23 protein-coding genes and 1 pseudogene are annotated in these 24,711 nt (G+C 40.6%); 3 read left to right on the top strand and 21 right to left on the bottom strand.

The features are described from left to right. Positions 1 to 381: 381 nt before the first annotated feature. From ACQKKK_RS12750 to ACQKKK_RS12760, 3 genes and pseudogenes are all read right to left on the bottom strand, one after another. The gene (locus ACQKKK_RS12750; protein ID WP_427616524.1) at positions 382 to 885 is read right to left on the bottom strand and encodes a DinB family protein; all 504 of its coding nucleotides are present in this window, start codon (positions 883 to 885) and stop codon (positions 382 to 384) included. Between the two features lie 81 nt (positions 886 to 966). Beyond that, positions 967 to 1,842 (bottom strand): annotated as a pseudogene (locus ACQKKK_RS12755) (D-cysteine desulfhydrase); the annotation flags it as partial. Between the two features lie 140 nt (positions 1,843 to 1,982). Further along, positions 1,983 to 2,210, bottom strand: coding sequence for a hypothetical protein (locus ACQKKK_RS12760; protein WP_427616525.1), 228 nt, complete (start codon positions 2,208 to 2,210; stop codon positions 1,983 to 1,985). A 398-nt stretch (positions 2,211 to 2,608) separates the two neighbouring features. Between ACQKKK_RS12760 and ACQKKK_RS12765 the strand changes: the two genes are divergently transcribed. Then, positions 2,609 to 2,812, top strand: a complete 204-nt coding sequence (locus ACQKKK_RS12765) for a hypothetical protein (protein ID WP_427616526.1) — start codon at positions 2,609 to 2,611, stop codon at positions 2,810 to 2,812. Positions 2,813 to 2,980: 168 nt separating this feature from the next. On the opposite strand, the gene ACQKKK_RS12770 is transcribed toward ACQKKK_RS12765, so the two are convergent. From ACQKKK_RS12770 to ACQKKK_RS12825, 12 genes are all read right to left on the bottom strand, one after another. Continuing rightward, positions 2,981 to 3,940, bottom strand: a complete 960-nt coding sequence (locus tag ACQKKK_RS12770) for a VOC family protein (RefSeq protein ID WP_427616527.1) — start codon at positions 3,938 to 3,940, stop codon at positions 2,981 to 2,983. Positions 3,941 to 3,980: 40 nt separating this feature from the next. Next, positions 3,981 to 4,769: an SDR family NAD(P)-dependent oxidoreductase gene (locus ACQKKK_RS12775; protein WP_427616528.1), complete on the bottom strand. Its 789-nt coding sequence runs from the start codon at positions 4,767 to 4,769 to the stop codon at positions 3,981 to 3,983. 40 nt (positions 4,770 to 4,809) lie between these two features. Continuing rightward, positions 4,810 to 5,319, bottom strand: coding sequence for an aromatic-ring-hydroxylating dioxygenase subunit beta (locus tag ACQKKK_RS12780; protein WP_427616529.1), 510 nt, complete (start codon positions 5,317 to 5,319; stop codon positions 4,810 to 4,812). Between the two features lie 21 nt (positions 5,320 to 5,340). Beyond that, positions 5,341 to 6,642, bottom strand: a complete 1,302-nt coding sequence (locus tag ACQKKK_RS12785) for an aromatic ring-hydroxylating oxygenase subunit alpha (RefSeq protein WP_427616530.1) — start codon at positions 6,640 to 6,642, stop codon at positions 5,341 to 5,343. Positions 6,643 to 6,682: 40 nt separating this feature from the next. Next, positions 6,683 to 7,468, bottom strand: coding sequence for an aspartate dehydrogenase (nadX, locus tag ACQKKK_RS12790; RefSeq protein ID WP_427616531.1), 786 nt, complete (start codon positions 7,466 to 7,468; stop codon positions 6,683 to 6,685). Positions 7,469 to 7,484: 16 nt separating this feature from the next. Continuing rightward, complete coding sequence (locus tag ACQKKK_RS12795; protein ID WP_427616532.1) at positions 7,485 to 8,930, bottom strand: aldehyde dehydrogenase family protein; 1,446 nt, start codon at positions 8,928 to 8,930, stop codon at positions 7,485 to 7,487. Between the two features lie 13 nt (positions 8,931 to 8,943). Beyond that, the gene (locus ACQKKK_RS12800) at positions 8,944 to 10,632 is read right to left on the bottom strand and encodes a thiamine pyrophosphate-binding protein (protein WP_427616533.1); all 1,689 of its coding nucleotides are present in this window, start codon (positions 10,630 to 10,632) and stop codon (positions 8,944 to 8,946) included. 25 nt (positions 10,633 to 10,657) lie between these two features. Beyond that, on the bottom strand, positions 10,658 to 11,449 hold the full coding sequence (locus tag ACQKKK_RS12805; protein ID WP_427616534.1) for an SDR family oxidoreductase: 792 nt from the start codon (positions 11,447 to 11,449) through the stop codon (positions 10,658 to 10,660). A 118-nt stretch (positions 11,450 to 11,567) separates the two neighbouring features. Further along, positions 11,568 to 12,506 (bottom strand): VOC family protein, encoded by a 939-nt coding sequence (locus ACQKKK_RS12810; protein ID WP_427616535.1) that lies wholly within the window; start codon positions 12,504 to 12,506, stop codon positions 11,568 to 11,570. Positions 12,507 to 12,631: 125 nt separating this feature from the next. After that, complete coding sequence (locus ACQKKK_RS12815; protein ID WP_427616536.1) at positions 12,632 to 13,165, bottom strand: cupin domain-containing protein; 534 nt, start codon at positions 13,163 to 13,165, stop codon at positions 12,632 to 12,634. Between the two features lie 277 nt (positions 13,166 to 13,442). Beyond that, positions 13,443 to 14,258, bottom strand: coding sequence for an IclR family transcriptional regulator (locus ACQKKK_RS12820; protein ID WP_427616537.1), 816 nt, complete (start codon positions 14,256 to 14,258; stop codon positions 13,443 to 13,445). 157 nt (positions 14,259 to 14,415) lie between these two features. Next, positions 14,416 to 15,222 (bottom strand): alpha/beta fold hydrolase, encoded by an 807-nt coding sequence (locus tag ACQKKK_RS12825; RefSeq protein ID WP_427616538.1) that lies wholly within the window; start codon positions 15,220 to 15,222, stop codon positions 14,416 to 14,418. A gap of 724 nt (positions 15,223 to 15,946) precedes the next feature. Here ACQKKK_RS12825 and ACQKKK_RS12830 point away from each other — a divergent pair. After that, entirely contained in the window at positions 15,947 to 17,236 is a 1,290-nt protein-coding gene (locus ACQKKK_RS12830) for an MFS transporter (protein WP_427616539.1), read from the top strand. An 818-nt stretch (positions 17,237 to 18,054) separates the two neighbouring features. Next, positions 18,055 to 18,237, top strand: a complete 183-nt coding sequence (gene yppF, locus ACQKKK_RS12835; protein WP_061463025.1) for a YppF family protein — start codon at positions 18,055 to 18,057, stop codon at positions 18,235 to 18,237. Between the two features lie 236 nt (positions 18,238 to 18,473). Here yppF and ACQKKK_RS12840 read toward each other — a convergent pair whose 3' ends face one another. Genes ACQKKK_RS12840 through ACQKKK_RS12865 form a run of 6 tightly spaced genes read right to left on the bottom strand, consistent with a single transcriptional unit; the run spans position 18,474 to position 24,544 of the window. After that, complete coding sequence (locus ACQKKK_RS12840) at positions 18,474 to 19,799, bottom strand: gluconate:H+ symporter (RefSeq protein WP_427616540.1); 1,326 nt, start codon at positions 19,797 to 19,799, stop codon at positions 18,474 to 18,476. A gap of 57 nt (positions 19,800 to 19,856) precedes the next feature. Further along, positions 19,857 to 20,579: a GntR family transcriptional regulator gene (locus ACQKKK_RS12845; RefSeq protein WP_427616541.1), complete on the bottom strand. Its 723-nt coding sequence runs from the start codon at positions 20,577 to 20,579 to the stop codon at positions 19,857 to 19,859. Positions 20,580 to 20,595: 16 nt separating this feature from the next. Next, positions 20,596 to 21,609, bottom strand: a complete 1,014-nt coding sequence (locus ACQKKK_RS12850; protein ID WP_427616542.1) for a sugar kinase — start codon at positions 21,607 to 21,609, stop codon at positions 20,596 to 20,598. After that, complete coding sequence (gene dagF / locus ACQKKK_RS12855; RefSeq protein ID WP_427616543.1) at positions 21,602 to 22,357, bottom strand: 2-dehydro-3-deoxy-phosphogluconate aldolase; 756 nt, start codon at positions 22,355 to 22,357, stop codon at positions 21,602 to 21,604. Before dagF ends, ACQKKK_RS12850 begins: the two co-directional genes overlap by 8 nt. Next, positions 22,354 to 23,463 (bottom strand): DgaE family pyridoxal phosphate-dependent ammonia lyase, encoded by a 1,110-nt coding sequence (locus tag ACQKKK_RS12860; protein WP_427616544.1) that lies wholly within the window; start codon positions 23,461 to 23,463, stop codon positions 22,354 to 22,356. Before ACQKKK_RS12860 ends, dagF begins: the two co-directional genes overlap by 4 nt. Next, a complete protein-coding gene (locus ACQKKK_RS12865) occupies positions 23,441 to 24,544 on the bottom strand; it encodes an amidohydrolase/deacetylase family metallohydrolase (RefSeq protein WP_427616545.1) in 1,104 nt (367 codons plus the stop codon). The genes ACQKKK_RS12860 and ACQKKK_RS12865 overlap by 23 nt, the downstream gene beginning before the upstream one ends. Positions 24,545 to 24,711 lie beyond the last annotated feature (167 nt).

Consider the following 24,711-nt stretch of genomic DNA (forward strand, 5'->3'; position numbering starts at 1 on the left):
GAACAGTGCAAAAAAAAACCGCCTATACCAGCGATCTTTCGGGTTTATTTAATAAACTAATCAGTATCTTTCATCGCTTTCGTTTTGTTAGTAACTAGTTTGTCTTTAAGGAATACCAGCAACAGACCATCTACTCCAAATCTTCCTGCAATTATAGCTGAAACAAGAATAAACATAGATAATAAAACAAGTTGTGTGTTGGTAATTGTCGAACCACTAAACAAATAAGAAAAATTCATAAAAAGACTCGGCTCTCTCCTATTGCCGCATCCATTAAAACCCCAATCGCTCCCTCATATAAATGGGAAATTGGGATTTGATTTTTCAACACTAGCGCCCGTTTGTTGAAGATAATTACCTTAAACTTCATTTAAGAAAGCATTAAAGTGGTGGATTCTCCACACCTAAATGAATCCAATCTTCTTTTGGTGGTCCATAAACCCCATAAGGTTTTATTCCTGCTTGACGCATCAGAACCGTAACTTGTCCGCGATGATGAACAGTATGCTTGATAAGTCCCATAAGGATGGAAGCATTTGTTTCCTGTCTTCCAAACGCTTCTTGTATTTGTTCTAAGGAATCATTTGTCCATTGTTGTTCAATGATTTTGGCTGCGTGAGCACTTACATTTTTAAAAGTAATAGCAATTTCCTGGGCTGATGATGGGACGTTTTCTGCACTATCTATCCGATCTATCTTAAAACCAAAATGAGCTAAATAATCTGGAATACTTGTTGTGAAATGCCACGCAATTCTTCCTAAATTACGCCCTTCAGGATAAACTTGTTGTTCTAAAGAATCATCTGTCAAGTTATCCAAAACTTTTTGAGTTAGTATGGATTCTTTATTCCATTCTTTTATAAAATCAGAAATTGTAATATACATATATAATACCTCCCATATTTTCTTTTAAATAAAAAGGGCTACTTTTCCATATTAATATATTATAATTATATTAATTAAACTTCAATTAAAGAGAGAGGTATTGGCTTTTAACGATGAGGCACCTCCAGAGTGTACAAATAGGATATTATCCTCCGGCTTAAATATGCCTTTTTTTATTAAATCAATGAGTCCCGCTGCCGCTTTACCCGTATAGACCGGATCCAGTAAAATCCCTTCTGTTCTTGCCCTAACCTTTACAGCTTCACCATTTCAGGTGTAGGCAAACATACTCATCAAAACACGTAGCCAGCCTCACGAGGTATTGAATTCGGAATACCGATGTGTGCTGAATTTTCTTTAACAAGCTGAAACACTTTCTCTTCTTGTTCGGCTTTTCCTCTGCTTATTTTTATTCCAATTACCGATATTCTACGTTGATTTCCACAAAACCCGGTCACACACCCGCATGCATTCCAACGCTTCCACTTACACAAACAACAACTTTCATATCGATTACTTGATCAAAGGACTGTGTCAAAATCTCCTGAGCGCAAGCAACATATCCATTTGCGCCAATGACATTTGATCCCCCGCCTGGATTATGTAAGGGCGATGTCCTTTCTCTGTCACTTCTTTAGCAACTTCCTGCATTCCTAGCATAAGTCCGCTCCATTTGGCACTACTATGATTTTTTCAGCGCCCAATAAATGATAGAGAAAATAGTTACTGGCTCAGAATTTGAAAGACCCTCTTCAAACACAAGGATGCACTTCATTTTCTCTTTAACGGCAGCGGCTAATACTAAGCGACAATGATTTGATTGAATGCCTCCACATGTAATTAACGTATCCCTCCTTTTTCCAATGTATAGGCAAAAAGGAACTCAAGTTTTCTTGTTTTATTTCTCCCAGCCGTCAGACCAAGCAGACCATCCCGTTTAAGATAAATGGCAGGGCCCCTCGACTTCAGAAAAATGATGTAATCAATTGCATCTTCACTAGATGGAATAACCTGAAATGAATACGGTGGTTGACCTATATCATTCCATATTGTCTAGCTTACATTTGGCAGCGGTAGCATTCAATCAGCATCTTCAACTAGATTCTCTTTTTAATATCTTCCCTTATTGATTCAATGATAGTACCTGATAAATTTGCTGGAAGAGATGAACCCTCCTCAAAAACCCATGTATTAATTATTTCAAGATCTGATTTTTTAAAAGTAATGCTATAATTTTTATAATTGTGAGTAAAATCAGCTGTAACAGTTTCTTCACCATCAAACTCGTCATCAATAATCATATTTTTTATTTCATATGGCTTCACGATGTAATCTCCTTTTTATCATTCTTGTATATAGAATTGACTTTATATGATTGTTTATTCACTTTTTTCACCCAGCCTGCCCAAATCAAAAAACTAGGGGGTATTTTCAGGTGATGAAAGCATTAAAACACTTCAGAAATTAAAAAAAGGAAATAAAACATTGCTTCCATTTGTATGCTAAGAAGCTATTTTGAAAACAAAAAATCAGAGATAATGGTGATTACTGGCCCAGCGAGGACCATTTCGCTATAAACGTCAAATACATTTAGTCCTCTTCCTGGACTACATTTGCCTTACTGAAACGGTAATGTTACGGAATCCCAAACCATTTAATAAATCAGTAAGTGCTGAAGAATTTTCCAGTTAAATGAAAAAAGAACCATTTCCAAAGAAGGAAGATGGCATCGCCCCACAATTCAATTGTAGCCGTACATCAGTTCGTGAACCTCCTGAGGAAATTGGAAATCAGGAAAATGCTCGAAAACTATTCGATACAAAAAGCCTTTGAAGGAATTACGGAAGAGGAATTAATTAAAAAAACTGATATTGCTTCCAACCGTACAAGTCCATGGTTGAAGTCCCCTTCTTCCATTGCCTTGTAAATGCTTTCAACGGTTTTTTATTGTCCAGTACGTACATCAGCTGACAAGGGGAACGTAAATAAATGACTGGATTTATTTACTGTCGGGGTTCACCATTCCTAATTATGTAAGTGTTAAGTGCTTAGGCAATTCAGCCGGAATATTTTTTAATGATCAATTGAAACATGGTTACCCATCAAAACGTTCTAGTAATTCAATAATCACTTTAAAGGTAGATATTGTATCCATATAGGCATATCGCCCTTTCCCGTTAAAAAAGTTACCTGTCTGTATGATCGGATAACCCATTTCCTCCAACATCTTCATTTTAGCTTCCATGTCTTTAACGACAAAAGAGATATGGTGAACACCCTCACCATATGTTTCTAGATGATCTTTCCATGTGCTAGGTGATTCGCCCGGCTCGATCAATTCAATTTGAATTAACGGGGTATCGATGAACATGTATCTAGATTCTCCTGCAGTGGGCTTCCCTTTGTAAATCACATTTGTAATTTCGATGGGGCCCGAATGAATGATGGAAGGTTTTTCAATACCCAGCAACTTACAGTATGCATCTGCTGCCGCATCCAGGTCTTTTACAACTAACGCAAGCTGTTCCACTTTGTTAGTCCCTAATAGCGGCTGAGCTCTTGCAGCTTCAGGTTTTTCCCATTCCGTTTGCCGCGGCTCTGCACTTTCAAGCAGTTCAACTAACGTTTTGTGATCATCTAGTGTATCTACATATACATATCGGCCGTCACTCGAAGTGAATTCGCCCGTTTGCAAAACTGGATATCCACTTTTCTCCATGATTGACAGCCTCTTTTGAATAGAGTCAACATCAAAAGCAATATGGTGGATCCCTTCACCTACTCCATCCAGAAACTCACGCATCGTTCCTGGATTTTCATCAGGTTCAATTAGTTCAAATTGGACGGTTGGTGTATTCAGAAAAGCCAGTTTAGATTTTGATTCCGTTGGTACACCTCTAAAAGTGACTTTCGAAACTGAGCTGTCACCAGTTAGAAATGGTTCTGCCTTCTTAATGCCTAGCAGTTTTGTGAAAGCTAGATTAGCAGCTTCAATATCTTTTACAACAAATGCGAGTTGATTAATATTCCTATTGCCCAATAGTGATTCAGCCAAGCATATAAACCTTCTCCCTATCGTTTATTTTGTTATAAACTCAACCCAGTCCACGAACTGACAATCCACCATCACTGGAAATGACTTCGCCGGTAATTGCACGTGCTTCATCCGATGCTAAGAGGACATAAGCAGCTACATGATCTTCGGGCATTTGGGCAAGCTGAAGTGGGTTTCTTTTCTTTATGCTGCTGGCCTTCGTATCATTATCCACGATTTTAACGAATGGACTTAGAGGAGGAATGACCGATAATGCCGTCAGTGTGCCACCAGGCGCCACAGCGTTTACCCGAATATTCGGAGCGAGTTCAAAAGCAAGTTGACGCATTAACCCTATTTGAGCATGCTTGCTTGCTGTGTACCAAACTCCGCCGCCATCAGGATAGAAACTAGCACCGGATACGGTAAAAATAATATTGCCGTTCGATTTTTGCAGTTCATCAAGGGCGGCTTTTGCACCGAAGAAAGATCCTTTAACGTTAATATCGAGCAGAAAGTCATATGCTTCGGAAAGTGCATCGGGAGTTACGTCGGCAAATTTGGCAAATCCATCAAAGACTCCAGCATTTGCAACGAAAACATCCAGCTTTCCGAATTGCTTGACAGTGGCCTTTACAGCCCTCTCATTGTCTTCATATTTGCTTACATCGCCTTGGTGAACAAGAATCCCTTCACCAAATTCCTCCTTCATTTTCTTCAGCGTTTCTATTGAGCGGCCGATAATGCTGACTTTTGCTCCTTCTTGTATGAAACGTCTAGTGACAGCTTCTCCTATACCAGAATTGCCTCCGGTAATCAATACTACTTTATCCTTTAACGCCATTGCCATTACAACCAGCCTCCTTGTTATCTTTTTTATGCAAGTAATATTATACGAAGATAGCAAGATTCCTGGTATTTATCGTTGTTTGGTCAACGATGAATATCCGTTTGGAAAGTTTCCATTTACCATCTTCGAATATGAATTCATCATTTCGTTCCCCTGAAATCAAATCATGTTGAATATCCGTGCTACGGCTTCGATAGATAAGTAGATAGCTCTTGACGACTGCCTTTTCACCTTCAACAAAGTCCTTAACGCGCACGTTAGAGACAAAACGGCGTGTTCTTGATGGCGGTATTTCCGCCCATGCATAATCTGTTTTCAAACGATCCACGCGCAGTCCCAGCAGCTCAATATCATCATTAAATGTAAACATTTCCGTTGAATAATCCGGGCGTTCCACCCCTTCTTTATTAATGCGAACAGGCATTTGGTAACACAAGCTTGAGTGCATTAGATCGAACCAATCATCAAATTCAATATCATCCAGTAATTGTGCTTCATCATACAACCACTGTTCAAATTCACATTTAAGCAACATTTTCTCCACATTCATTTCCGTTCCCCCTCCCGCTTATCATTTCGTCATCAATTCCAACCAGTACTTGTAAAAATTCCGTTGGCTCGCTTCTGTGAATTTATCATCGTAAGCAATGCCCGGTCCTATGAAATCAACAGGGTCACGATGAAGACCCATGGTATAATTATAGGTTAAATTCTTTAGAAAAGGCATTGGACCTTGGGCTGCTTCAGTAATATCCGTAAACACTTCCGTATCATCCTGTTCGAAAATACCGGATGGGCTAAAGGTCAAGATAAACGAATCCCTTGATCTATCTTTCCAATCTTGGGAGGCATTCTTTTCGACGAGCATCCAAGCGATCACTTCCATTTTATTGTGACCAATTGGTCGCCACATTCTAATTGAAGTGTTGGAGATGAACTGGTCTTTGATTTTTGTATGGGATATTAAAAAGGATAAGTTGGGGAAAACGTTCCCAATCATATTCTTTAAGTTTGATAAAACTTCATATTGTTCTTCAGACAAATTACTTTTAAATTCATCTTTCAATTCTTCCGGGAAAGCGAAGTCAGGGTTAGGTGTCCCTAAGTTCAGCCCATGGCCGTTATCCATATGGATTTGAAAACCACGTTTTGAATAGGTGGCATTGGGTACCATGCCAAGTTTTGCAATGGATCCGTGTGTGACCATCGTGTGATAGGAATCACCAACAAAGTTATCGGAACCCACTTTCCAGTTGGAATTAACAACGAATCTTTGCGGGACCCCGATAACTTCCATTTCTGCGCGCCCTACCAGTAAATCCAAATACCATTTAATATCTCCAAGAAACTCTTCAAGCGGCTCAGCGTCTTCATTCCAAGTTCCAAATAAAAGTCCTTTATAAGAATCAAGCTTCACTTTGTGAAGGCCCATTTCTGAACGGTCAAGTGTGCCCCCATATATGTCCTTTTGAAGTGGTACCCCCACGAGCTCACCAGTGTTTTTAAAATTAAATCCATGATATGGACACGTAAATGAAGACTTGTTTCCTTTATCAGCACGGCATAGTTTCATTCCGCGATGGGTGCACATATTATAAAACGCCCTGATTTCCCCTTCACCATCACGGGTTATGATGAGCGAATAGCCCGCGAGTTCACGGGTCAAGAAGTCTCCTTTGTTGGGAACTTCAGATTCATGGCCGACAAAAACCCATGTTTTCAAAAACACTTTTTCATGTTCTATATCATAAACCTTTTGATCCCCAAGGAGGTATGCAGGTATAACGCCTTCCTCTGGTTTAACCGTTTCGTTCAAATAGTTAACAACTTGCTGTTTCGACATTTCTTCCAAGGACTTATCAGTTTTAAGCATACTGTTTCTCTCCCTTCCATAAAATTGACCTCATAATTCATTATCCGATTTGAACACTCTTTTCCTTGTTTTGCAGAGTAGCCAAAACACTTAATGCGGCTAGATAGCTCGTTTTCGGATTATTTGGCATCGGATCATTTTCCACTTCGAGTTTGAGTTTCCCGAACGAGCCTGACGCTTCGATTAGATGAATGTTTTTCAGTACACTTGGATCGGCAATGATTTTCACTTTTGTCTTTTCAGATCCCAGACCAGCCAAAGACAGTACAATCGCAACATTAATGTTTCTCGGAAACTGCTTGATCGCTTCTGCAGCCGACCCTTCGAATAAAACCGTTTCTTCTTCCATTGAAGAACCTGCAGGTAATGCGTTTGGCGGTTTTCTCGTGGTGATGCAAACAGATTCAAGGCCATTCACCGCTTTTGCTGATTTAAGTACATCAAGTCCTCCAATCGCACCAGAAGGAAGGAAAATATTCACATTTTCATTTTTGCAAATCAGGTTTGATTGTTCTTCAAAGGCAGCATTGGCCATCACGCCTATGCTGCTTAGTAAGAGATTTTTCCCGCTTTTAAGCACTTTCAATGCGTACTCTTCAGCAGCTTCAATCGTTGCAGCCTCTATGACTAAATCTACATCCGATTTAAGTAGTTCATCAACATCATTAAATGGTTGTGTCCTGAATTCTTCAGCTAGTTGAGCTGCGATTTCTTGACGGCGGGCATAAACCGAAACGATTTTCCCACCTGGAAGAAGCCCGTCGTTATTTATTGCCTGAAGCAGAAATTTCCCGATATTGCCGCATCCGATTAAGCCTAACTTCATGTAGATTCATCCTTCCTCAATTAGCAAACCCGTATGAGTCCGCAAAGAATTCCAGCCCGCAATGTCTTGTTTCCCGGGAAACACCACTTTCTTTTAATCCAGGGAAGTCGAGAGCCAAGTCACTGAAAACGGTATGATTATTATGGAAAACCGCACCAGCTTCGAGTCGATCTGCCATTTCAATAGCTATCTCTTCATTCTCGGTCCAAACAGATGCACGCAAGGCAAACTCACTATCATTCGCTAATTTCACAGCCTCTTCAATATCATTGAAAGGTAGGATGGGAATGACAGGTCCGAATTGTTCCACCCGAACCACTTCGCTCTGCTGATTGACATCAGTAATAATAGAAGGAAGCATATAATAACCTGTATCCCAAGCTTCAGGATTATGTTGAATGCCAGTAGTGATTATGTTTGCTCCAGACCTAGCTGTACGTTCGATCAAGCCATTCACAAAGTCATACTGTGCTTTATTGTTCAATGGCCCCATCGTTACGTCAGGCTGAATGCCATCACCAACTACCATCCGGCTAAATTCTTTGGTCAGCTTTTCAACAACCTCATCAAAACGTGATTCTTGGACGTACACTCGTTTAACAGCAGAACACACCTGACCTGCAGCTCGTAAAATCCCCATCCTCAAACGTTTGATTGCCGCTTCATCCATAGTGGCGTCTTCCAAAATAATGGCAGGGTCATTGCCGCCAAGTTCCATATATACTTTTTGTAGATTTCCAGCTGATTCCTGCATGATATTTTTTCCGGTTTCAGTACTACCGACAAACGCCACTGTCCGGACACGGGAATCGGAACAAAGCGTATCGCCGATTGCTTTTCCTGATCCTGAGACTATATTGATGACTCCTGGTGGAAAATGTTCAGCAACTACTTTTAAATAGGTCATTATCGTTAACGGGCAATTCGTTGCAGGTTTCACTACAACTGCATTGCCTGCCAAGACAGCAGGTATGACCCTTTTGAATGTTAATATCATCGGAGAATTCCACGGAGTGATAATTGCAGTGACGCCTCTTGCCCTTCTTCGGATTTGCACTTTTTGATTTCCTTGACGCACTTCAGGCTTCCACCAATCAAGTAACTCTGTTGCGCAGCCCTTCATGACTTCAACACATCGAAGTAAATCCTTTTTAGCTTCAACTAGTGTTTTGCCATTTTCACGTACAAACACTGTAACATTTTCCTCGATTATTTTTGAAAGTTCTTCTGCCGCTGAGTTCATCCGGTTAGCCCGATCCCTGACATCAGAACGAGACCATCTTTCAAAAGCATTTTCTGCCGCTTCAATCGCTTCATTCACGATTTCCCCAGAGCATTTTGCCACCTGGCCAACTACTTCCGATGAGTTTGCCGGATTTATTACATCGACTTTTTCCGTCACTTCCAACCATTCTCCATTAACAAGGTATTTACCTGAAACAAATGGGTATGTCGAAATCATCCTCAATCCCTCCTTATAGTTTTTTGGGCTTAAATGCTTCCGCTGCTCCTGGTGGCCCACCAAATGGCTTTGCCATTGGTCCCACAGCTTCCATATCAACAACGATCATGGAGGGTTTACGTCTTTCTTTTGCCTTTTTCAATTCGGATATGAATTCATCTCCAGAACCAATCCGTACTGCATCGAAATGCATGGACTCCGCCAGTTTTACAAAATCGGGACTCAATAAATCCACTGCAACCTGCCGGCCATATGCGGCTGTTTGAATATTGCGCAGAACCCCATAACCTGAGTCATCAAACAATACGATGATAATTGGTAAGTTTTCTTCGGCAGCCGTAACCATCTCCCCGACATTCACCATAAAGCCTCCGTCTCCAGCCATAAGAACGACGGTTTTATCTTGGCACCCCATCTGGGCACCGATTGCTGTTGGAAGACCTTGACCAATTCCGCCCCCAGATGCATGAATGGAGGTTCTCGGTTCACAGATTTCGAATAAACGGCTGCCCCATACGTTTGCCTGCACAGTTACATCACGAACTAAAATGGTATCGTCAGGTAATATCTCCCTCATGCCATCTAAAAATTTCTCATAAGGTCCAAGCGTTTCCCGGAGTTGAGCGCGCACTTCATTTCTAAGCGAAAGAACTTCTTGTAAGTAAGAAGGTTCAGCATTCACTGAATTTTCTTCGAGCTTTTGAATGATGCCAGCTAGCATATCTTTTGCATCGCCAACCAAACCTAGCGTGGCTTTGTAGTTGCGGTTAATTGCCTGCCAATCTGCATCTATCGCTATATGTTCTTCTGGAACAGGTACTTTCCAGTTGGATGTTTCGTTCCCCCTAAATCTTACACCTACGCTAATCAATAAATCCGCATTTCTCAAAAACTCTTTTGTAGTTTCATAGGCCGCAAAATGTCCTATGCATTGTTCATGACTTTCTGGGATCGAACCTTTTCCTGACTGACTGGTTATCACTGCTGCACCAAGGATTTCCGCCAATTTTTGCAGTTCGTGCGAAGCATTGGCACTTATGACTCCACCCCCGGCCCATATCACAGGACGGCGTGCTCCAATCATTTTTTGCACGGCTTGTTCGGGAATAAATGGCTTTGAATTTGTTTCAGACGCCGAAACTCGTAGATCCTCGAGTGAAAGATCTTCTATGATTGCCGATTGATAGTCAATCGGAACTTCCAATGTGACCGGTCCCATTGGTGCAGTTAAAGCTTCTTGGATCGCCTTTCTTACAACTGCTGCAGATTGGGCAGGGTTCCTAAGCCTCACTGCATTTTTACAAGCTCCGCTCATCATTGAGAGCTGGTCTTTACACTCATGTATGTATCCTTTGCCTGTACCAAGATAAGAAGAAGCGACCTCACCGGTAAGATGAAGAAGGGGGACACCAGCTGCCCAAGCTTCCACTAATGAACCAGCAGCATTTCCTGCCCCTGTTCCGGTACTGGTAATCACTACACCCAATTTCCCAGTAGCACGTGCATATCCATCAGCCATATTTACGGCACCGCTCTCACCGCGTGAACAAATGAGTTTAATGCTCCCCTCTCTAAGAATGGCATCATAGATGGGCATATTGTGAATACTGACAATCCCGAAAGCAGCTTCCACTCCTGCTTGAACAAGCTCCTTTACGATGGAATCGGCGGTCGTAAACTCTATTTCTTCTTGTATTTTCATCGCGTTATCCTACCTTTTAATATATTTAAAGTGCCTTTCCGATCGCTCCTGCCGTCTCAATCGTCGAACCCGCAACATAACTTGCTTTGTCTGAAGCAAGAAAAACAATAACACTGGCCACTTCTTCCGCTTCCCCTACACGGCCGAGAGGGATATTCCGTTTTTTCGCAAGGTCCCTGTAATATTCTTCCGGGTCCATATCAGGAGCATTTTTCAATCTTCTTCGCTCCCATTGATCTGTCCTGATCAATCCAAGACTCACTGAATTCACCAGTATGTTGTCATAGGCCAGTTCCTGGGACAGGGTTTTGCTTAAGTTAAGGAGACCAGCCCTAGCTGCTGCAGTCGCTACCATGTGACGTTCAGGTTCTTTAGCAAGTGTTGCATTAATATTAATAATCCGCCCCCCTCCCCTTTTCACTAAATGAGGGTGCGAAGAACGAACGGCATATATAATGGCAAAGAACTTTAATTGAATCTGTTCATCCCACTGGTCATCCGTAATGTCAAAAAAGTGACCCATAACGCTTTGACCGGCTGCATTCACCAATATATCGATCCCGCCAAACCTCTCAGCCGTACCATTAATGAAAGAATCCACATCCGTTTTTGAGGTGACATCACAGGTTGATGCAAAAATATCTTCCTTCTCACCAAATGAGAAAAGTTGACTTTGTGCACTTTCCATTCGCTCTTTGCTTCTGCCGCATATAGCCACTTTCGCTCCTTCAGCTAAAAACATTTCTGCTGTTTTTAATCCTACACCCGACGTGCCTCCCATAATGACAGCCACTTTACCTTGCAATCCTAAATCCATCTCGTCACTCCTTTAAAACCATTTTCCTTAAGTACAGTCCTTCAAAAAACAAGAAGCTAACTCTCACTGTAACCATTACATTTAGTGCAAGTAGAAATGAAGGAAATGGAAACCCCTCTCATTTCTCGGCCATTATTGAATCATCTATAACAGAATTCACCCAGCCCGGATCAGGATCTCCTCCCATTGCTTTGCGGGCTTCCGGTTTCGGCGGCCCTGCAATCCCCCATTGATCCATTAAATGTGGTACCCGTTTCCATACACGTGCTCTCCACTCCGATTCATCTTCAATCGTTTCCAAATAACAGGTATACTCCATAACAAAACCGCCTGGGTCTTGAAAATAACAGAAAATATTGTCTCCGGGTCCATGACGTCCAGGTCCCCAAAGTTCTGACAGTCCCGCTTTTCGCACATTGCTTATGCCGCGCATCAGTTCATCCACGGAATCGACTTCGTATGCGATATGATTGACTGATGCATGTTCATCTTGATTGAAGGCAATGGAGTGATGCTTCCTGTTGCATCGCAGAAATGACATTTGATGCTCACTCCAATCGGTAACTTTAAAACCAAGTACATCTGTATAAAACTCAACGATCATATCTAAGTTCTTGGTATTCATTACAACATGATTCAGTTTCACTGGATCAACATTTTTCTTGTTCCAAATTGACGTTTGAACTTCAACCCAAGCCGAAAGCTCAATCACACGGTTTTCCGGATCAATAAACCGCAATCCATAACCAGCACCTGCTTCATCCAAATAGCCAGGTGGTTCAATAATTCGAACGCCCTTCGATTGTAATATCCCCGCTGCACGATCCACTGCATTTTTATCGACCATGCCGAAAGATATATGATGCAAACCACGTTTTTCTCCCTTATGAAGGCTTAAAATATGATGTTCCGGTCCTGCACCCCGAAAATAAACGGTATTCTTCTCTTCCGGAGTATCCACTCTATCCAGGCCCCAAACCTTTTCATAAAATTTTGCTTGATCGTCGAAATTCGGAGTAATCATGCTAATATGCCGTAAATGAGTAATCCCAAGCATCTTTTTTATACCTCCCATAAATTAGATTGCTTTTTAGAAGATTTGCATTGACCACATTTAACAATCTAATCGAAAAGGGCGCCTCATTAATTTCCATAATGCAGGTGCCCTTTTCGGCTAAATGATCAGTCTTTAATGATGGCTTCTCTTTCTTTTGAGCGTTGTTTACGCAGTTCTTCCAGTTCACTACCTTCAGGATATGTTGGCAAGTTAGGCTTCACTGCCCCTAGCATCACGAGCATGCGCGCCTCAACATCCCCGTCATTCCTTATTCCCCGATAAACCCCTGGCGGACTGCTGATGCAGTCTCTCGGACTTAGTTTAATTTCATGCACTTCGCTGTAGCTATCCTCTTGAATTAACGCAGTGACTTCACCCTCAAGAATGAAAAACACTTCTTCAACATCATCGTGAAGATGCAAAGGTCCAATGCATCCCGGCGGCAGGACCATTGTACTAAGAGTGAAATGTTCACCTGCAATTACATTTGTATCGTTATTTGCAGTAGCACCTCGTCCTATATATCTCATCTGTGCACGTCTATAAGTTGGATTGATTTCTTCTTGGAACTTCAAGACATCCCAATCAAGCGTACGGTCTTTCAATCGGGCAACATATTTTTTTTCAAAATCTTTCACTGAAAAAATTTCTTTTGTCATTTTTAAAATCCTCCCTTATTTGTTGTTTCTAAATCACATTATGTTTCATAAGCAAAACAGTGTTTCATCTATGAATTAATTCTAAAATGAAACCCTTTCATTGTCAATTAATTTTTAGAATATTTGAAACTATTTTTATAATCCGAACAATTTATTCTTTTACGATAACTTGTGAACGATTTAACCAAATATTTCTTTTTATTAACGCAAAAAAGTGCGGACACCCCAGACTTGGGATATCCACACTTTCGTTTATTAGATTCGCACTCAAGCATGTTCACACATCTTCATGTTGAAACGGCTTAACCCCACTATATCCCATATAAAGGGATAACTGCCGAGCAACCTCCAGCAGTTTCGGCAAGGCAATTTTATCGATGAAATCTTCCTGATAAGCCGACTCTGTTGCAACGACATTCAAGGCTGCCAATACTTTTCCAGTCCGGTCAAAAATCGGAGCGGCAACAGAACGGATTCCAGGGTGGAATTCCCCGCTTGTCATCGAATAACCATTTTGCCGAATCGATTCCAACTGTTTTTGAAACTCACCCGGCGCGGTAAGTGTTTTGTCTGTATAAGGAGTGAGGTTTGAGATTTTGAACATTTGCATGAGCATTTCTTTCGGTTGATACGCCAAAAGTAATTTTCCATTGGCCAAAGCATGTGCTGGCAGCCGCAAACCTATGTTCACATTGACAGCAGACACCCCTCTGATCGGGGCACTGCCAACATAAACAACTTCCAATCCATCCAAAATGGACAGATGGCAGGAGGCTCCGATTTCATCACGCAGGGTCTCCATATAAGGTTGGACTATTTCCTGGAATTTCAAACTATTCAAATAGCTGAAGCCCAATTCAAGAACCTTTGGCGTTAAACTATAACGTTTGGTATGCTCATCCTGAGACAGATAACCAATACTTTGTAATGTGAATAATAAACGATATGGCACCGTTCTGCTTACTCCAAGTTGTTTTGCAATTTCTGAAAGGGACAAACTCGGCTGTAATTCATTAAAGAGCTTAATGATTTCCAACCCTCTTACCAATGAATTAGCACTATATTTCTCTTTATCTTTTTCTTCGCTTGCCATTCGAGTATTCCCCCCGTTGTAATTCTCATTTCTCTAAGAGCTATAAACCATTTTAATAAGCTTTCTTCACCTCACCTTTTACCTAAAAGAAACTTGCAGCATATGTACTACATCTTTTCCTGCAAATTTAGTTGATGTATATTTTTTCATACATACTTCAATTTTGCCCTACCTGTTGTCTCTGTAAAAAATCCGTAACATATTTATTGAACATCCCTGGATCTTCCTGATAACATAAATGGCCGGTATTCGGTACGATGGCAAATTCGGAATTAGGAATCAATTCATGAAAAATTCTGGATTCACTAACCGGTGTGACCTGATCCAGTTCACCGCATATGACCAAGGTCGGAACGGATATAGAAGAAAGGATGTCCATTTGGTTTAAATTTGATAAAGAGAAGGAAACAGACCGATATCCAGCCGGGCGCACTTGCGACATGATGCGTTCTGCTTCCTTAACTAACTCAATAGAAGCATTTGGAGACATTAGTGCTTTGACCCTTTTCTTTGCCAGTTCACCTGGATTTAACGCATCGATAGAGTGCAATCTATTCTGAAGTTTCCGTTTATTCTCTTCCTGGCTAACACCAGCTGCCCCACGAGTTGCATCAGATATGATCAGCGCCTCGACCATCTCCGGAAAACGGCTAGTAAAATCGAGTGCGATAGCCGAGCCCATCGAATGACCGAGCAGGTATACCGATTGCAAACCAAGACTCTCAAGGAATTCTTTCAATACATCTGCAAACTGAGAAAAATCTTGAAATTCCTCTTTTGGATCGGAACTTTCACCGTACCCTGGCGCATCCCAGGCAATTACCCTAAATTCTTCATTCATCTGACAGAGCTGTTTTCTCCATGATTGAGAATTATTTCCCAAACCATGCAGGATAACAAGCGCTTTTCCTTCTCCCGATTCCAGATAATGAATCGAAAATTCTTTTAATTGGCTAATTGGCATCCTTTTCAACCTCACAATCCTTTTCTCTTAATGAATAAAAATTTAAGTGTTTATTTGTCAATTAAAGCATAATTACACATTTAAAACTATTTGGAAGACCTAACTTAATTGGCATATTGATAGAATAATACGCTATGATCGAAGACATATCGATCAACCCAATATATCCAAATGCGCAAATAAGAACAAATAAAGAATTTTAATCTTTTGATATTTTCCGTAATAAGTATTTCATATACAAAACAATATAAATGAATTATAGATTTTCCTGATTTTAAATTCAATATCAATAAGTCGGAATTTTTAATAATTTGATATTAATTACTTTTTTTGACACAAAAGATCAAATCCACTTCCCCTTTTAAGTCCTAAATAGAGGCCATTCAGCTTGTATGATTCCCCACAACGCAAAAAGTGTAATGCCAATAGAGTTTGATTTTAAACATAAAAAACGGAAATATATCCATTTATTCTAAAAATACAAAATTATCAAAATATTAAATTGACAATCAATTCTATTTATTTTATCGTTAATAAAGTGAAACTTTGTTTTCCTTGCAAAACATTACCAATAACTTATCTATCTCTCAGTATTTTAAAGAAAGGCGGGGTGCAGCTCGTAAATGGGGAAATCGAAACTAGTGCCTATTTAAAGGAAAACCTTAGTCCACCTAAAAGGTAAGTGTTTTTAAGCAATGCTAAAAAGCGACAAGGAGATGGTATTATGTTAAATGGGCAAAAAAGATGGTTGTATATTGCCGTTCCAATTTTTTTCTTTTGGTTTTTCGGACAAATTGATAAGGTTGGCATTTCCATCATTCAAACAGATCCAGAATTCTTGAATGCACTCGGAATGACAGGCGATGACAAAAATGCAAAGATCGGTCTTCTTTCCTTTGTATTCACCATAGCTTATGGAGTTTCAAATCTTTTTTGGGGCTTCATCATTGATAAATTAGGTGCCCGAAAAACAGCCATCGCCGGATTATTCGTATGGACACTTACCATGATTATGTCAGGCTTAGCAAATTCATATGAAATGTTTTTAATAAGCAGGATCATTCTTGGTTTTGGCGAAGGGATGATGATTCCAGTTTCCGGAAAATTCATTTCTAACTGGTTTAATAAACGCGAATTGGGGAGGGCCCAGGCATCATGGATTTCCGGAAACTATTTAGGTCCGGCAACTGGAGCCATTGTTTTGGTGCTCGTGATATCTTTACTCCACTGGCAAGCAGCTTTTTTTATGCTTGCGGCCTTCAACTTATTTATTAATATCCCGATGTTCATCTTTATGACTAGGAATACACCAGAGGAGCACCCCCGTTTAAGTAAGGATGAATTGGCCTTCATTCGCCAATCGGATGATGAAGAGAAAGAAATTCCCCCTTCCGAGAAAAAAAGTTTCGTTCAGGATTATCGTTTCTGGATTGTATGGTTCGGTATGCTCGTATGCTCCTTCCTTTTCTTCGGAATCAGCATTTGGCTCCCTACCTATCTAATTGAAGCAAAAGGATTCGAAAAGGAAGGGATGTCAAGCATTACTTCGCTTTCCTGGCTATTTGCTTTAGGATTTGTCTTGGCATGCGGTTTTCTGGCGGACAAAACCAAGCGTCCAAGTTTGATGGCCTCGATTCTATTTTCATTGACTGCTGTCTTTTTAACTGTAGCGGTCTTCATCCCCGACCCTATTATGGCCGGGCTATGTATGGGACTTGCAATGGGATGTCAAGGCGGTGTGTTCCATTTAAGTAATATGCTCATGGTAAAATACTCAACACCTGAAACGGCAGGACGGGCTGCTGGTCTAATTGGATTCACGAACATTATGGGCGGCTTTTCAAGCTATATCATGGGGTGGCTTCGAGACTTGTCTGGCGGGGACTTCAGTACATCGATTGCCATGCTGATTTTTGCAGCCATCTTAGGTTTGGGAGCGTATATATTCTCCATTAAAAGAGAAGCGGCAGCACTGCATTTATCACCTTTGCCTGCACAAAAGATCCAAGTATGAAGCGTAAGCTCCTTGCAATCATGACCAACATTTTATCCAACCCTTGAATTATCAAGGGTTTTTTCTTGAGCGGACTATGAGTCATGTACTATTATCCCTTCTATTACTCATTGTAGCTACTAGATAGTCCTTTTACTCTTGTCCCTCGGGATCTTTCATTGTTCCTTGATCAAATCCTATTCTTCTGCGAATCCACGAATCTAATTTTTTTAAATGTCCCAGAATCTTAATATGGCTGCCATCCACCATCCATCCTAAAAATAGCTTCACTTATTCAAATTCCATTAGTAAGTGTACCATTCCTGGATCCATTGCTTACCTGGTCCTCCACAACTAAAGCATAAAACCGTTTTATTTCCAAGAAAGTCCTGCTCACTACCACCGGCTTTATCATTTAGGCATCACTACTAGAACATATCGCGAACAAAAGGAGCATGCAGCAAAGCCATGCCCCGTTCTTACTTTTTTTACATGGATCACTAGTTCAAACTTCTTAAAATAGCGGATCTCTATTAAAGTGGACCCACCCTTTTATTGGATATTATTATGGAGTTATACTTGAAAACAATTCTGAGTGATCGAACATATCCTATAATATGTATATAACTTCATTTAGTTATTCCTAATTATCTCTGTTAGTCAGCAAGAGTTGGAAAACAGCATTTTTTAAAAAAGTTAACTCAGAATGAGGAGAGCATAATTTATATATTCACTTTGTATAAAAATGTCGATAGTTAAAATATTCAAAAAATGACAATTGCTCGGTAACCCATGTTATATTGTTAATGTTAAAAATACTTGTCAAGTAAGGTGAGTGTGTGAATATAGAAGTTTTAATACTCCATTATATTCAGGAAAAACGTCAAAAGCCCAATCATGCCAATGAATTATTGGATTATATTCAGAAGGAATATGTAAACGGGAAGCTGTCAATCTTTCAATATAGGAGTCTCTGTCAGGAATTATATCTTCGAGGAGCAAAACAAACATCTTCTGGATGAAAAGAACACTTCTGACACATTTTCGAATCAAGATTTGAATTTTATTTCTGCCCTGTTGCATCGGCCTATCTTTAGGGGCTTAGTCAGCTATATTCAACCCTTTTCATTTACTTAGAAAGACTAGATCCCTATCCCGAATGTTTTCCATAAATAAAAGCCTCCGTAATATATCACCCCAGGACATATTACGGAGGTAAAGACTAATTATTCAGCAATCGCAGAAATTCCTTTGTTGACTATATGAATATATCCAAAATTAAAACCAGACCGAATGCCACGAAAGAAAGTAAGGTTTCCATGACTGTCCATGTTTTGAACGTTTCTTTTACGGTTAATCCCATATATTCTTTTACTAACCAGAAACCGGCGTCATTAACATGGGAAAACATAAGTGAGCCTGCCCCAGTTGCAATAACAAGTAATTCTAGATTTACACCCGTCATATTTGCAACCACCGGTGAAACAATTCCTGCTGCCGTAGTCAAAGCGACTGTTGCAGAACCTGTGGCAATCCGAATCAATCCAGCCACCAGGAATGCAAGGACGATTGGTGATAATGATATTTCTTCAGACATGGAAGCAATTGCGGTCCCTACGCCACTATCAATCAAAATTTGCTTGAACCCGCCACCCGCACCGATAATTAGTATTATGGAGGCTAATGGCAATAAACATTCTTCCGTTAACTTTTTAATTAGCGATTTGTCCATTCCCTGTCTGTAGCCCAGGAAATAGTAAGCAGCAAAACAGGAGATTAATAGGGCAATCACTGGACTGCCGATAAACACCAAGAATTTTTCAAGGGAACCCCGTAGCGGCAGAAAAGGTGCCACTACAGTTAAAACCATTAACAAAACAGGCAAAAGGATGATGAAGAAGGAAACACCAGTCCCTGGTAATCCACTTGACTTTGTTTCCACACGGATTAATTCCGGTTCTCCAACGGGTATAACCCGTTTATGAATCCATTTTGCGAATAAAGGTCCGGCAATTACAGCAGTCGGGAATGCAATGATGAGTGAGTACAGAAGTACGTGTCCCATATTTGCATTATAGATCCCTATAGCTGTCATGGCTCCCGGATGCGGAGGTACCAACCCATGTACGATTGATAAGCCAGCAAGTACTGGAATTCCTATTAACAAGATGTTCACTTTGGTAGTTTTTCGGATGGAAATGACCAAAGGCAGCAATATTACTAAACCAACTTCAAAAAATACTGGAATACCGATGATGAAACCAGATAAAAGCATGGCCCATGGCAGGTTCTTCACGCCGAATTTATGAATGAAAAAGTCAGCTACCTGCATACCGGCTCCTGAGTCGGACATCATCTTTCCTAAGATGGTCCCTAAGGCCAATATTCCAATAAGGTGACCAAGGACAGCACCGACACCCGTTTCATAAGCCCCTACAATCTTGTCCATAGGCAGTCCAGAAAAAACTGCTAAAAATAAACTGGCTACAGTCAAACTTATGAATGCATGCCATTTCCACCATGATACCCCCAAAATAACAATTACGATTGCTATCAGCGTGATTCCTAATAAATATAGATCCATAAGTTCTCCCCACCCCTTTTGAAATCGCTTACAATCAAACCCGTACAATAAATAAGATTATTGTACCGGCTCGTTATATGTCACAATGTAGTTCTGTTTATCCGTGTTGTAATACCCTTCACTGTATTCCATAACATTTCCGTCCCCATCACTGGAAATCCGAATCCTTTTTAATACTGGACTATTGTTTTCGATTTTCAGTGTTTTGCAAATGTGATCAGGTGCGATGTCAACGGCAAACTCATCTCTGAATATTTCAAGTTTGACGTTTTGCTCTTCCAAAAATCGGTACAAAGAATTGATTTGGACCTCTTTTATCTCTTCTTGGTTTAAATTAAGTGAAACATAATGTGTAAAGTAAATATAAGGCTCATTGTCCAATAAATATATTCGTTCGATTCTTGTGCAATGGTCACCAAATAAAGAATGAAGCTTAGCGTCTGAAGAAAGGTCAACTTGACTTATGTTTAACACCTTTTTTAAAATGAAGTGCCCTTCCTCCACCAAAAGCTCTGTGAAACGCTTTCCTTTAGAAAGTTTGACAATCGAACCATTAGCTATGACTCTGGTGCCTTTGCCGCTTTTCTTTTCAACATACCCCTCTTGCACGAGTTCTTTGATTGCATTACGGACAGTGACCTTACTTACATTAAATTCTTCTTCCAATAGAGGCTCGGAGGGAATGTTTGTGTCGATGGCATAAACACCATGTAAAATACGATCCTTCATTATTTCTTTTATCTGTAAATACATCGGTCCATTCTTTCTGTTCACATTCATCCCTAATCTCCTGCCTTTATCTCTTTATATCTTCCATTTTACCTTCCATGGCCGAGAGTATCTCCTTTTCCGTTACCAAAGGAGTATCCCCAACGACAGTACACGCCAGCATTCCTGATACAGCCGCAAACCGAACTGTCTTTTCAGGGGGAAATCCCAGCAATTCGCCATGTAAGATCCCGCTGGTATAAGCATCGCCTGAACCAATTCTATCATATACGGAAAATGATAGAATATCGGAAAAGTAAAATGTTTCTTCCTTGTACATATATCCCCTCAATGTATGGGTATTATCACTGTTGATCGAACGATGTGTCCCTGCTATCGATTGAATATTGAATTTCCTGGCAACGTAAGGGATTAGCTCATCAAGCTGTTCTTCTCTTGTAGAGCATTCTGACTTCATTCCTAAAATATATAGGGCATCTTTTTCATTCATCATGACGATATCGGCCAAAGAAAGCATTGCTTCATAATGAGGCTTTGCGTCAGCGTAGCCTCCCTTCCATAAAGAGGGGCGGTAATTGCAATCGAAACAGACTGTACCGCCTTTTTCTTTTACTTTTCTAGCCAGCACCTTCATGCTTTCCCGTACATTTTCCCCCATTGCAAGCGTGATTCCGCAAAAATGGAGGATATCTGTATTTTCTGAAATCAAATCCATATCATAATCGGATATGGATGCTGTATTAAAACTGCTTTCCAGTCGATTGGAATATGTGACACGGCTCGCCCGCTGTCCAAATCCATTTTCCAAAAAGTACATCCCCATGTATTTGCCACCTCTAGAGATGAAGTTCCTTCCAACTCCTAAGCGCTGTAAAGCTGAAACCGCTGAATCCCCAAGGGGGTTATCCGGTAATTTTGTCACGAGATATCCATCATGTCCAAGCTTTGTCATCGCAGAAGCAACGTTTACCCCCGTGCCTGAAAAGGAGTATTGCAAAGTGTTAGCCTGTGAAAGCAATTCATACCCTGGTACCTGCAAACGCATCATTACTTCCCCGAATGCCACAATCCTTTTAGGCATGTTTTTCAACCAATTTTTTTGTTATGGCTAATAATTTCCGAACATCCTCCGCATTCGTTTTTCCAGTCTCTTCATCGATGATGGAAGAATAGATATGGGGAATGATTTTAGGCACTTTTGCTTCCAATGCTATCTCCAGAATGGTCTCGAAATTATTTAAATCGATTCCACCTGTTGGTTCTAAAGCAAATCCCTCTTCACCACAAGCTTTTGCAACTGCACGATACTCATCTTCATGCTTCAGGCCTTTCATCGGGAAGTATTTCAATGCATTTCCTCCCATATCGCGAACCAGTGCGATGGCAGATTTGATAGGGACAATGGCAGTTTCACTTGCACCTGCACTTACTGGACCAGTTGAAATATTTACATAACCGACTTTCCCCGTTGGAGAAACAAGTGAATTTATCCAGCTACCCTTCTCACCTAAATTTGCCCTTGTAGCACCTACAGCCGGAAAAACCTGATTAATATGACTGCCTGGGTAGTATTTTGCAATTTCTGCGACAACTGCTGCCTGTCTATTATCGCCCGCGCCCAATCCAATTGAAACGGCCTCATCAATGACTTCCCCGTACTCTTTCATTGCTTTAACACCAGCTTCAACTGTTGGATAATCCTTTGAAAGAACGCCAACCAATACATGGCCTTCCGCCGCTTCAAAGACTTCCACTGCATTTTCCACTCTATTGGCAAGTACATTTAAGGCTACACGATCATTCAAAAACCGTTTGTTTATGTTAGTCATCCTTGGTTTCCTCCTAAAATGGTTCTTAATTGAGCTTCAATGACGTTTATATCATCACCTTGAAATGGACGGGGGTCTATATCGAAAAAGCCTTGCCGTATACCATAATCACGTGTATAAATGGCAATATCCCCATTTCTGAGCCGATCGTTAACTTCCTTTGCCGTTGTTTCCGTTATCAAAGGGTCAATGGAAATACGTGCTCTATATATGGCACGACCGGCTTCATCCTGTACGATCGTTACTTTTACGCCATCAATTGAGTCAAGTGTCTTGAGAACTTGTAAACTAGCTTTCTCTCTTTCACTATTATCCTGTTTGACAAAATACTCATCCAATGCCTGAAGCAGCCCAAAGGTGGTTTCCTTACCGACCTTCATGCTCCTTCCGATGCAGTGCAATTGAACCTTTAACCATTCGATATATTTTTTTCTGCCCGCAACGATCCCGGATGTGGGTCCTTCAATGGCTTTTGATCCACTATAAATCGCCAAGTCGGCAAATTGTACATATTTCTCCAAGTCTTCCTCGGCTGCCGCATCGACAATCAGGGGGATATTATTCGTTTTGGCCACTTCCCATGCTTCTTCGACCGATATCATATTTTTCTGAACAGCATGATGAGATTTCACGAATAAAATGGCAGAAGTATTTTCATTAATGGCTTCCGCTATATGTTCCGCCTTCCCTTCGTTTGCATACCCAACTTCAACCAATTTTCCGCCACCCAGGTAAATCATGGTTTCAACCGGTGCACCATACTGTACGTTATGACCTTTTAGCATGATGATTTCATTCCTTTGAATCGGTTCTTGATGAAGCCTTTCGCTTTTCCTTCTGTTTCCTTCAGTAACGATCGCCGCTACTGAAAGGGCAATTCCGCTTGATGCCGAGTTTACGACGACCGCAGCTTCAGAATGAAGCAAATTCGCTATATGCTGTCCTGACTTATCGACTAAATCAGAAATTTCAACATAATTTTGTCCACCTTTTTTCATCGCGTCCATCACTGTGTCAGTTGGGGCAGAAACCCCCAATATGCTCATTCTTCCGCTTGCATTGATGACTCTTTTCAAACCGTATTTAGCATTCAATGAACTCTCCATTTATAACCACTCCTTTTACGACAACTCTTTTTTCTGCCATTCTTTTTTCGCCATCGGAATCCCATAAAAGGGTCGGCTCATTCTCGATTGAGAATAAGGTTAAGTTCGCAATATCCCCAGTTGAAATCCTACCTAGCTCTGGCTTATGCAACCAAGCAGCCGCGTTAACCGTAACTGCATCTATTACCTCTTTTAATGGATAACCAAGGTACAAAAATTTTGTAAGCACATTTGCCATATGAAAAACAGGCCCATTCTCTCTGTTTCTCCGGTATATATCCGTACTGATCGTATTGAAGCAGATTCCCCGTTTTTTCGCAGTTTCTGCAGTCTGAAAAGAAAAGCTTGCCGTTCCATGACCGACATCCAAATGAACACCACGTTCAATCGCTTTACTGAGCTCAGGCAGTGGCTCTTCTCTTTCATCAAATAAATTATTCGCTTTACCATTTAAGAAATGTGTAATAATGTCTTTTTCCTCAAGTAAATCAAGGACTTCCTTTATTTCAGGTGGCCCTGAACCGATATGAACCATCAAAGGTAAACCAGTTTCAGCCGAGAACTTCCTGGCGATTTTCAATGGCTCGATACCATTTGGACCAACCACACTATTACTTATTCTCGCTTTAAGTCCAACGATAAAATCCCCGTACTTAGAAATTGCCTTCCTTAATTCCCCCTCGTCCAGCCAAGAGATATCCGATAACTCATCAATCCTTTTCAATCCAATCCGCGAAATATTCAGAAATGCAAAAACATTCGTTTTGGAATTTTCACAGCTGCTAACCAGATCTGATATTCTATCTGCCCCGGTACTTCCCGCATCAATGACCGTTGTTACACCAGTTTTGTATCCAATCTCATCAACGTCATCACCATAAGGGTCGAATTCCGGGAAAGCATGTACATGCATATCAATCCATCCGCTGGAAACAAAAACTTTGTGATCATAATCTATTATTTCATCTCCAGATGCAGTTCCGGGCAAAGCGATTTCTTTAATCGCCCCATTTTCCAGTATGATATCTGCTGCAGTTCCGTCTAACATCTTTACATTTTTCAGAATTAAACTACCTGTCATTTCCCTCATCCTTTTCGGTACATCCTATCGAGTGCAAGTAACTTTATATACGATTTCTTAATTGTGCGAATTCATTTAATTTTCTTTACATAAATAGATTATCATATTCCCCTGAACTAATCAATGTAACGTTATAATGTTTGATTTACAGAATCACTTTTTAAAAA

This window comes from Peribacillus sp. NPDC006672, assembly GCF_050274955.1.
In the GTDB taxonomy this organism is placed as follows: domain Bacteria; phylum Bacillota; class Bacilli; order Bacillales; family DSM-1321; genus Peribacillus.

Bases quoted from the DNA above. Each gene is read 5' to 3' on its own strand.
- ACQKKK_RS12825 (WP_427616538.1), bottom strand. From the start codon at position 15,222: ATGCCAATTAGCCAATTAAAAGAATTTTCGATTCATTATCTGGAATCG.
- ACQKKK_RS12840 (WP_427616540.1), bottom strand. From the start codon at position 19,799: ATGGATCTATATTTATTAGGAATCACGCTGATAGCAATCGTAATTGTT.
- ACQKKK_RS12780 (WP_427616529.1), bottom strand. From the start codon at position 5,319: ATGAATGTGGAGAAAATGTTGCTTAAATGTGAATTTGAACAGTGGTTG.
- ACQKKK_RS12775 (WP_427616528.1), bottom strand. From the start codon at position 4,769: ATGGCAATGGCGTTAAAGGATAAAGTAGTATTGATTACCGGAGGCAAT.
- ACQKKK_RS12860 (WP_427616544.1), bottom strand. From the start codon at position 23,463: ATGGAGAGTTCATTGAATGCTAAATACGGTTTGAAAAGAGTCATCAAT.
- ACQKKK_RS12810 (WP_427616535.1), bottom strand. From the start codon at position 12,506: ATGCTTGGGATTACTCATTTACGGCATATTAGCATGATTACTCCGAAT.
- nadX (WP_427616531.1), bottom strand. From the start codon at position 7,468: ATGAAGTTAGGCTTAATCGGATGCGGCAATATCGGGAAATTTCTGCTT.
- ACQKKK_RS12750 (WP_427616524.1), bottom strand. From the start codon at position 885: ATGTATATTACAATTTCTGATTTTATAAAAGAATGGAATAAAGAATCC.
- ACQKKK_RS12830 (WP_427616539.1), top strand. From the start codon at position 15,947: ATGTTAAATGGGCAAAAAAGATGGTTGTATATTGCCGTTCCAATTTTT.
- ACQKKK_RS12795 (WP_427616532.1), bottom strand. From the start codon at position 8,930: ATGATTTCGACATACCCATTTGTTTCAGGTAAATACCTTGTTAATGGA.
- ACQKKK_RS12800 (WP_427616533.1), bottom strand. From the start codon at position 10,632: ATGAAAATACAAGAAGAAATAGAGTTTACGACCGCCGATTCCATCGTA.
- ACQKKK_RS12765 (WP_427616526.1), top strand. From the start codon at position 2,609: ATGGCATCGCCCCACAATTCAATTGTAGCCGTACATCAGTTCGTGAAC.
- ACQKKK_RS12815 (WP_427616536.1), bottom strand. From the start codon at position 13,165: ATGACAAAAGAAATTTTTTCAGTGAAAGATTTTGAAAAAAAATATGTT.
- dagF (WP_427616543.1), bottom strand. From the start codon at position 22,357: ATGACTAACATAAACAAACGGTTTTTGAATGATCGTGTAGCCTTAAAT.
- ACQKKK_RS12845 (WP_427616541.1), bottom strand. From the start codon at position 20,579: ATGAATGTGAACAGAAAGAATGGACCGATGTATTTACAGATAAAAGAA.
- ACQKKK_RS12785 (WP_427616530.1), bottom strand. From the start codon at position 6,642: ATGCTTAAAACTGATAAGTCCTTGGAAGAAATGTCGAAACAGCAAGTT.
- ACQKKK_RS12805 (WP_427616534.1), bottom strand. From the start codon at position 11,449: ATGGATTTAGGATTGCAAGGTAAAGTGGCTGTCATTATGGGAGGCACG.
- ACQKKK_RS12865 (WP_427616545.1), bottom strand. From the start codon at position 24,544: ATGACAGGTAGTTTAATTCTGAAAAATGTAAAGATGTTAGACGGAACT.
- ACQKKK_RS12820 (WP_427616537.1), bottom strand. From the start codon at position 14,258: ATGGCAAGCGAAGAAAAAGATAAAGAGAAATATAGTGCTAATTCATTG.
- ACQKKK_RS12850 (WP_427616542.1), bottom strand. From the start codon at position 21,609: ATGCCTAAAAGGATTGTGGCATTCGGGGAAGTAATGATGCGTTTGCAG.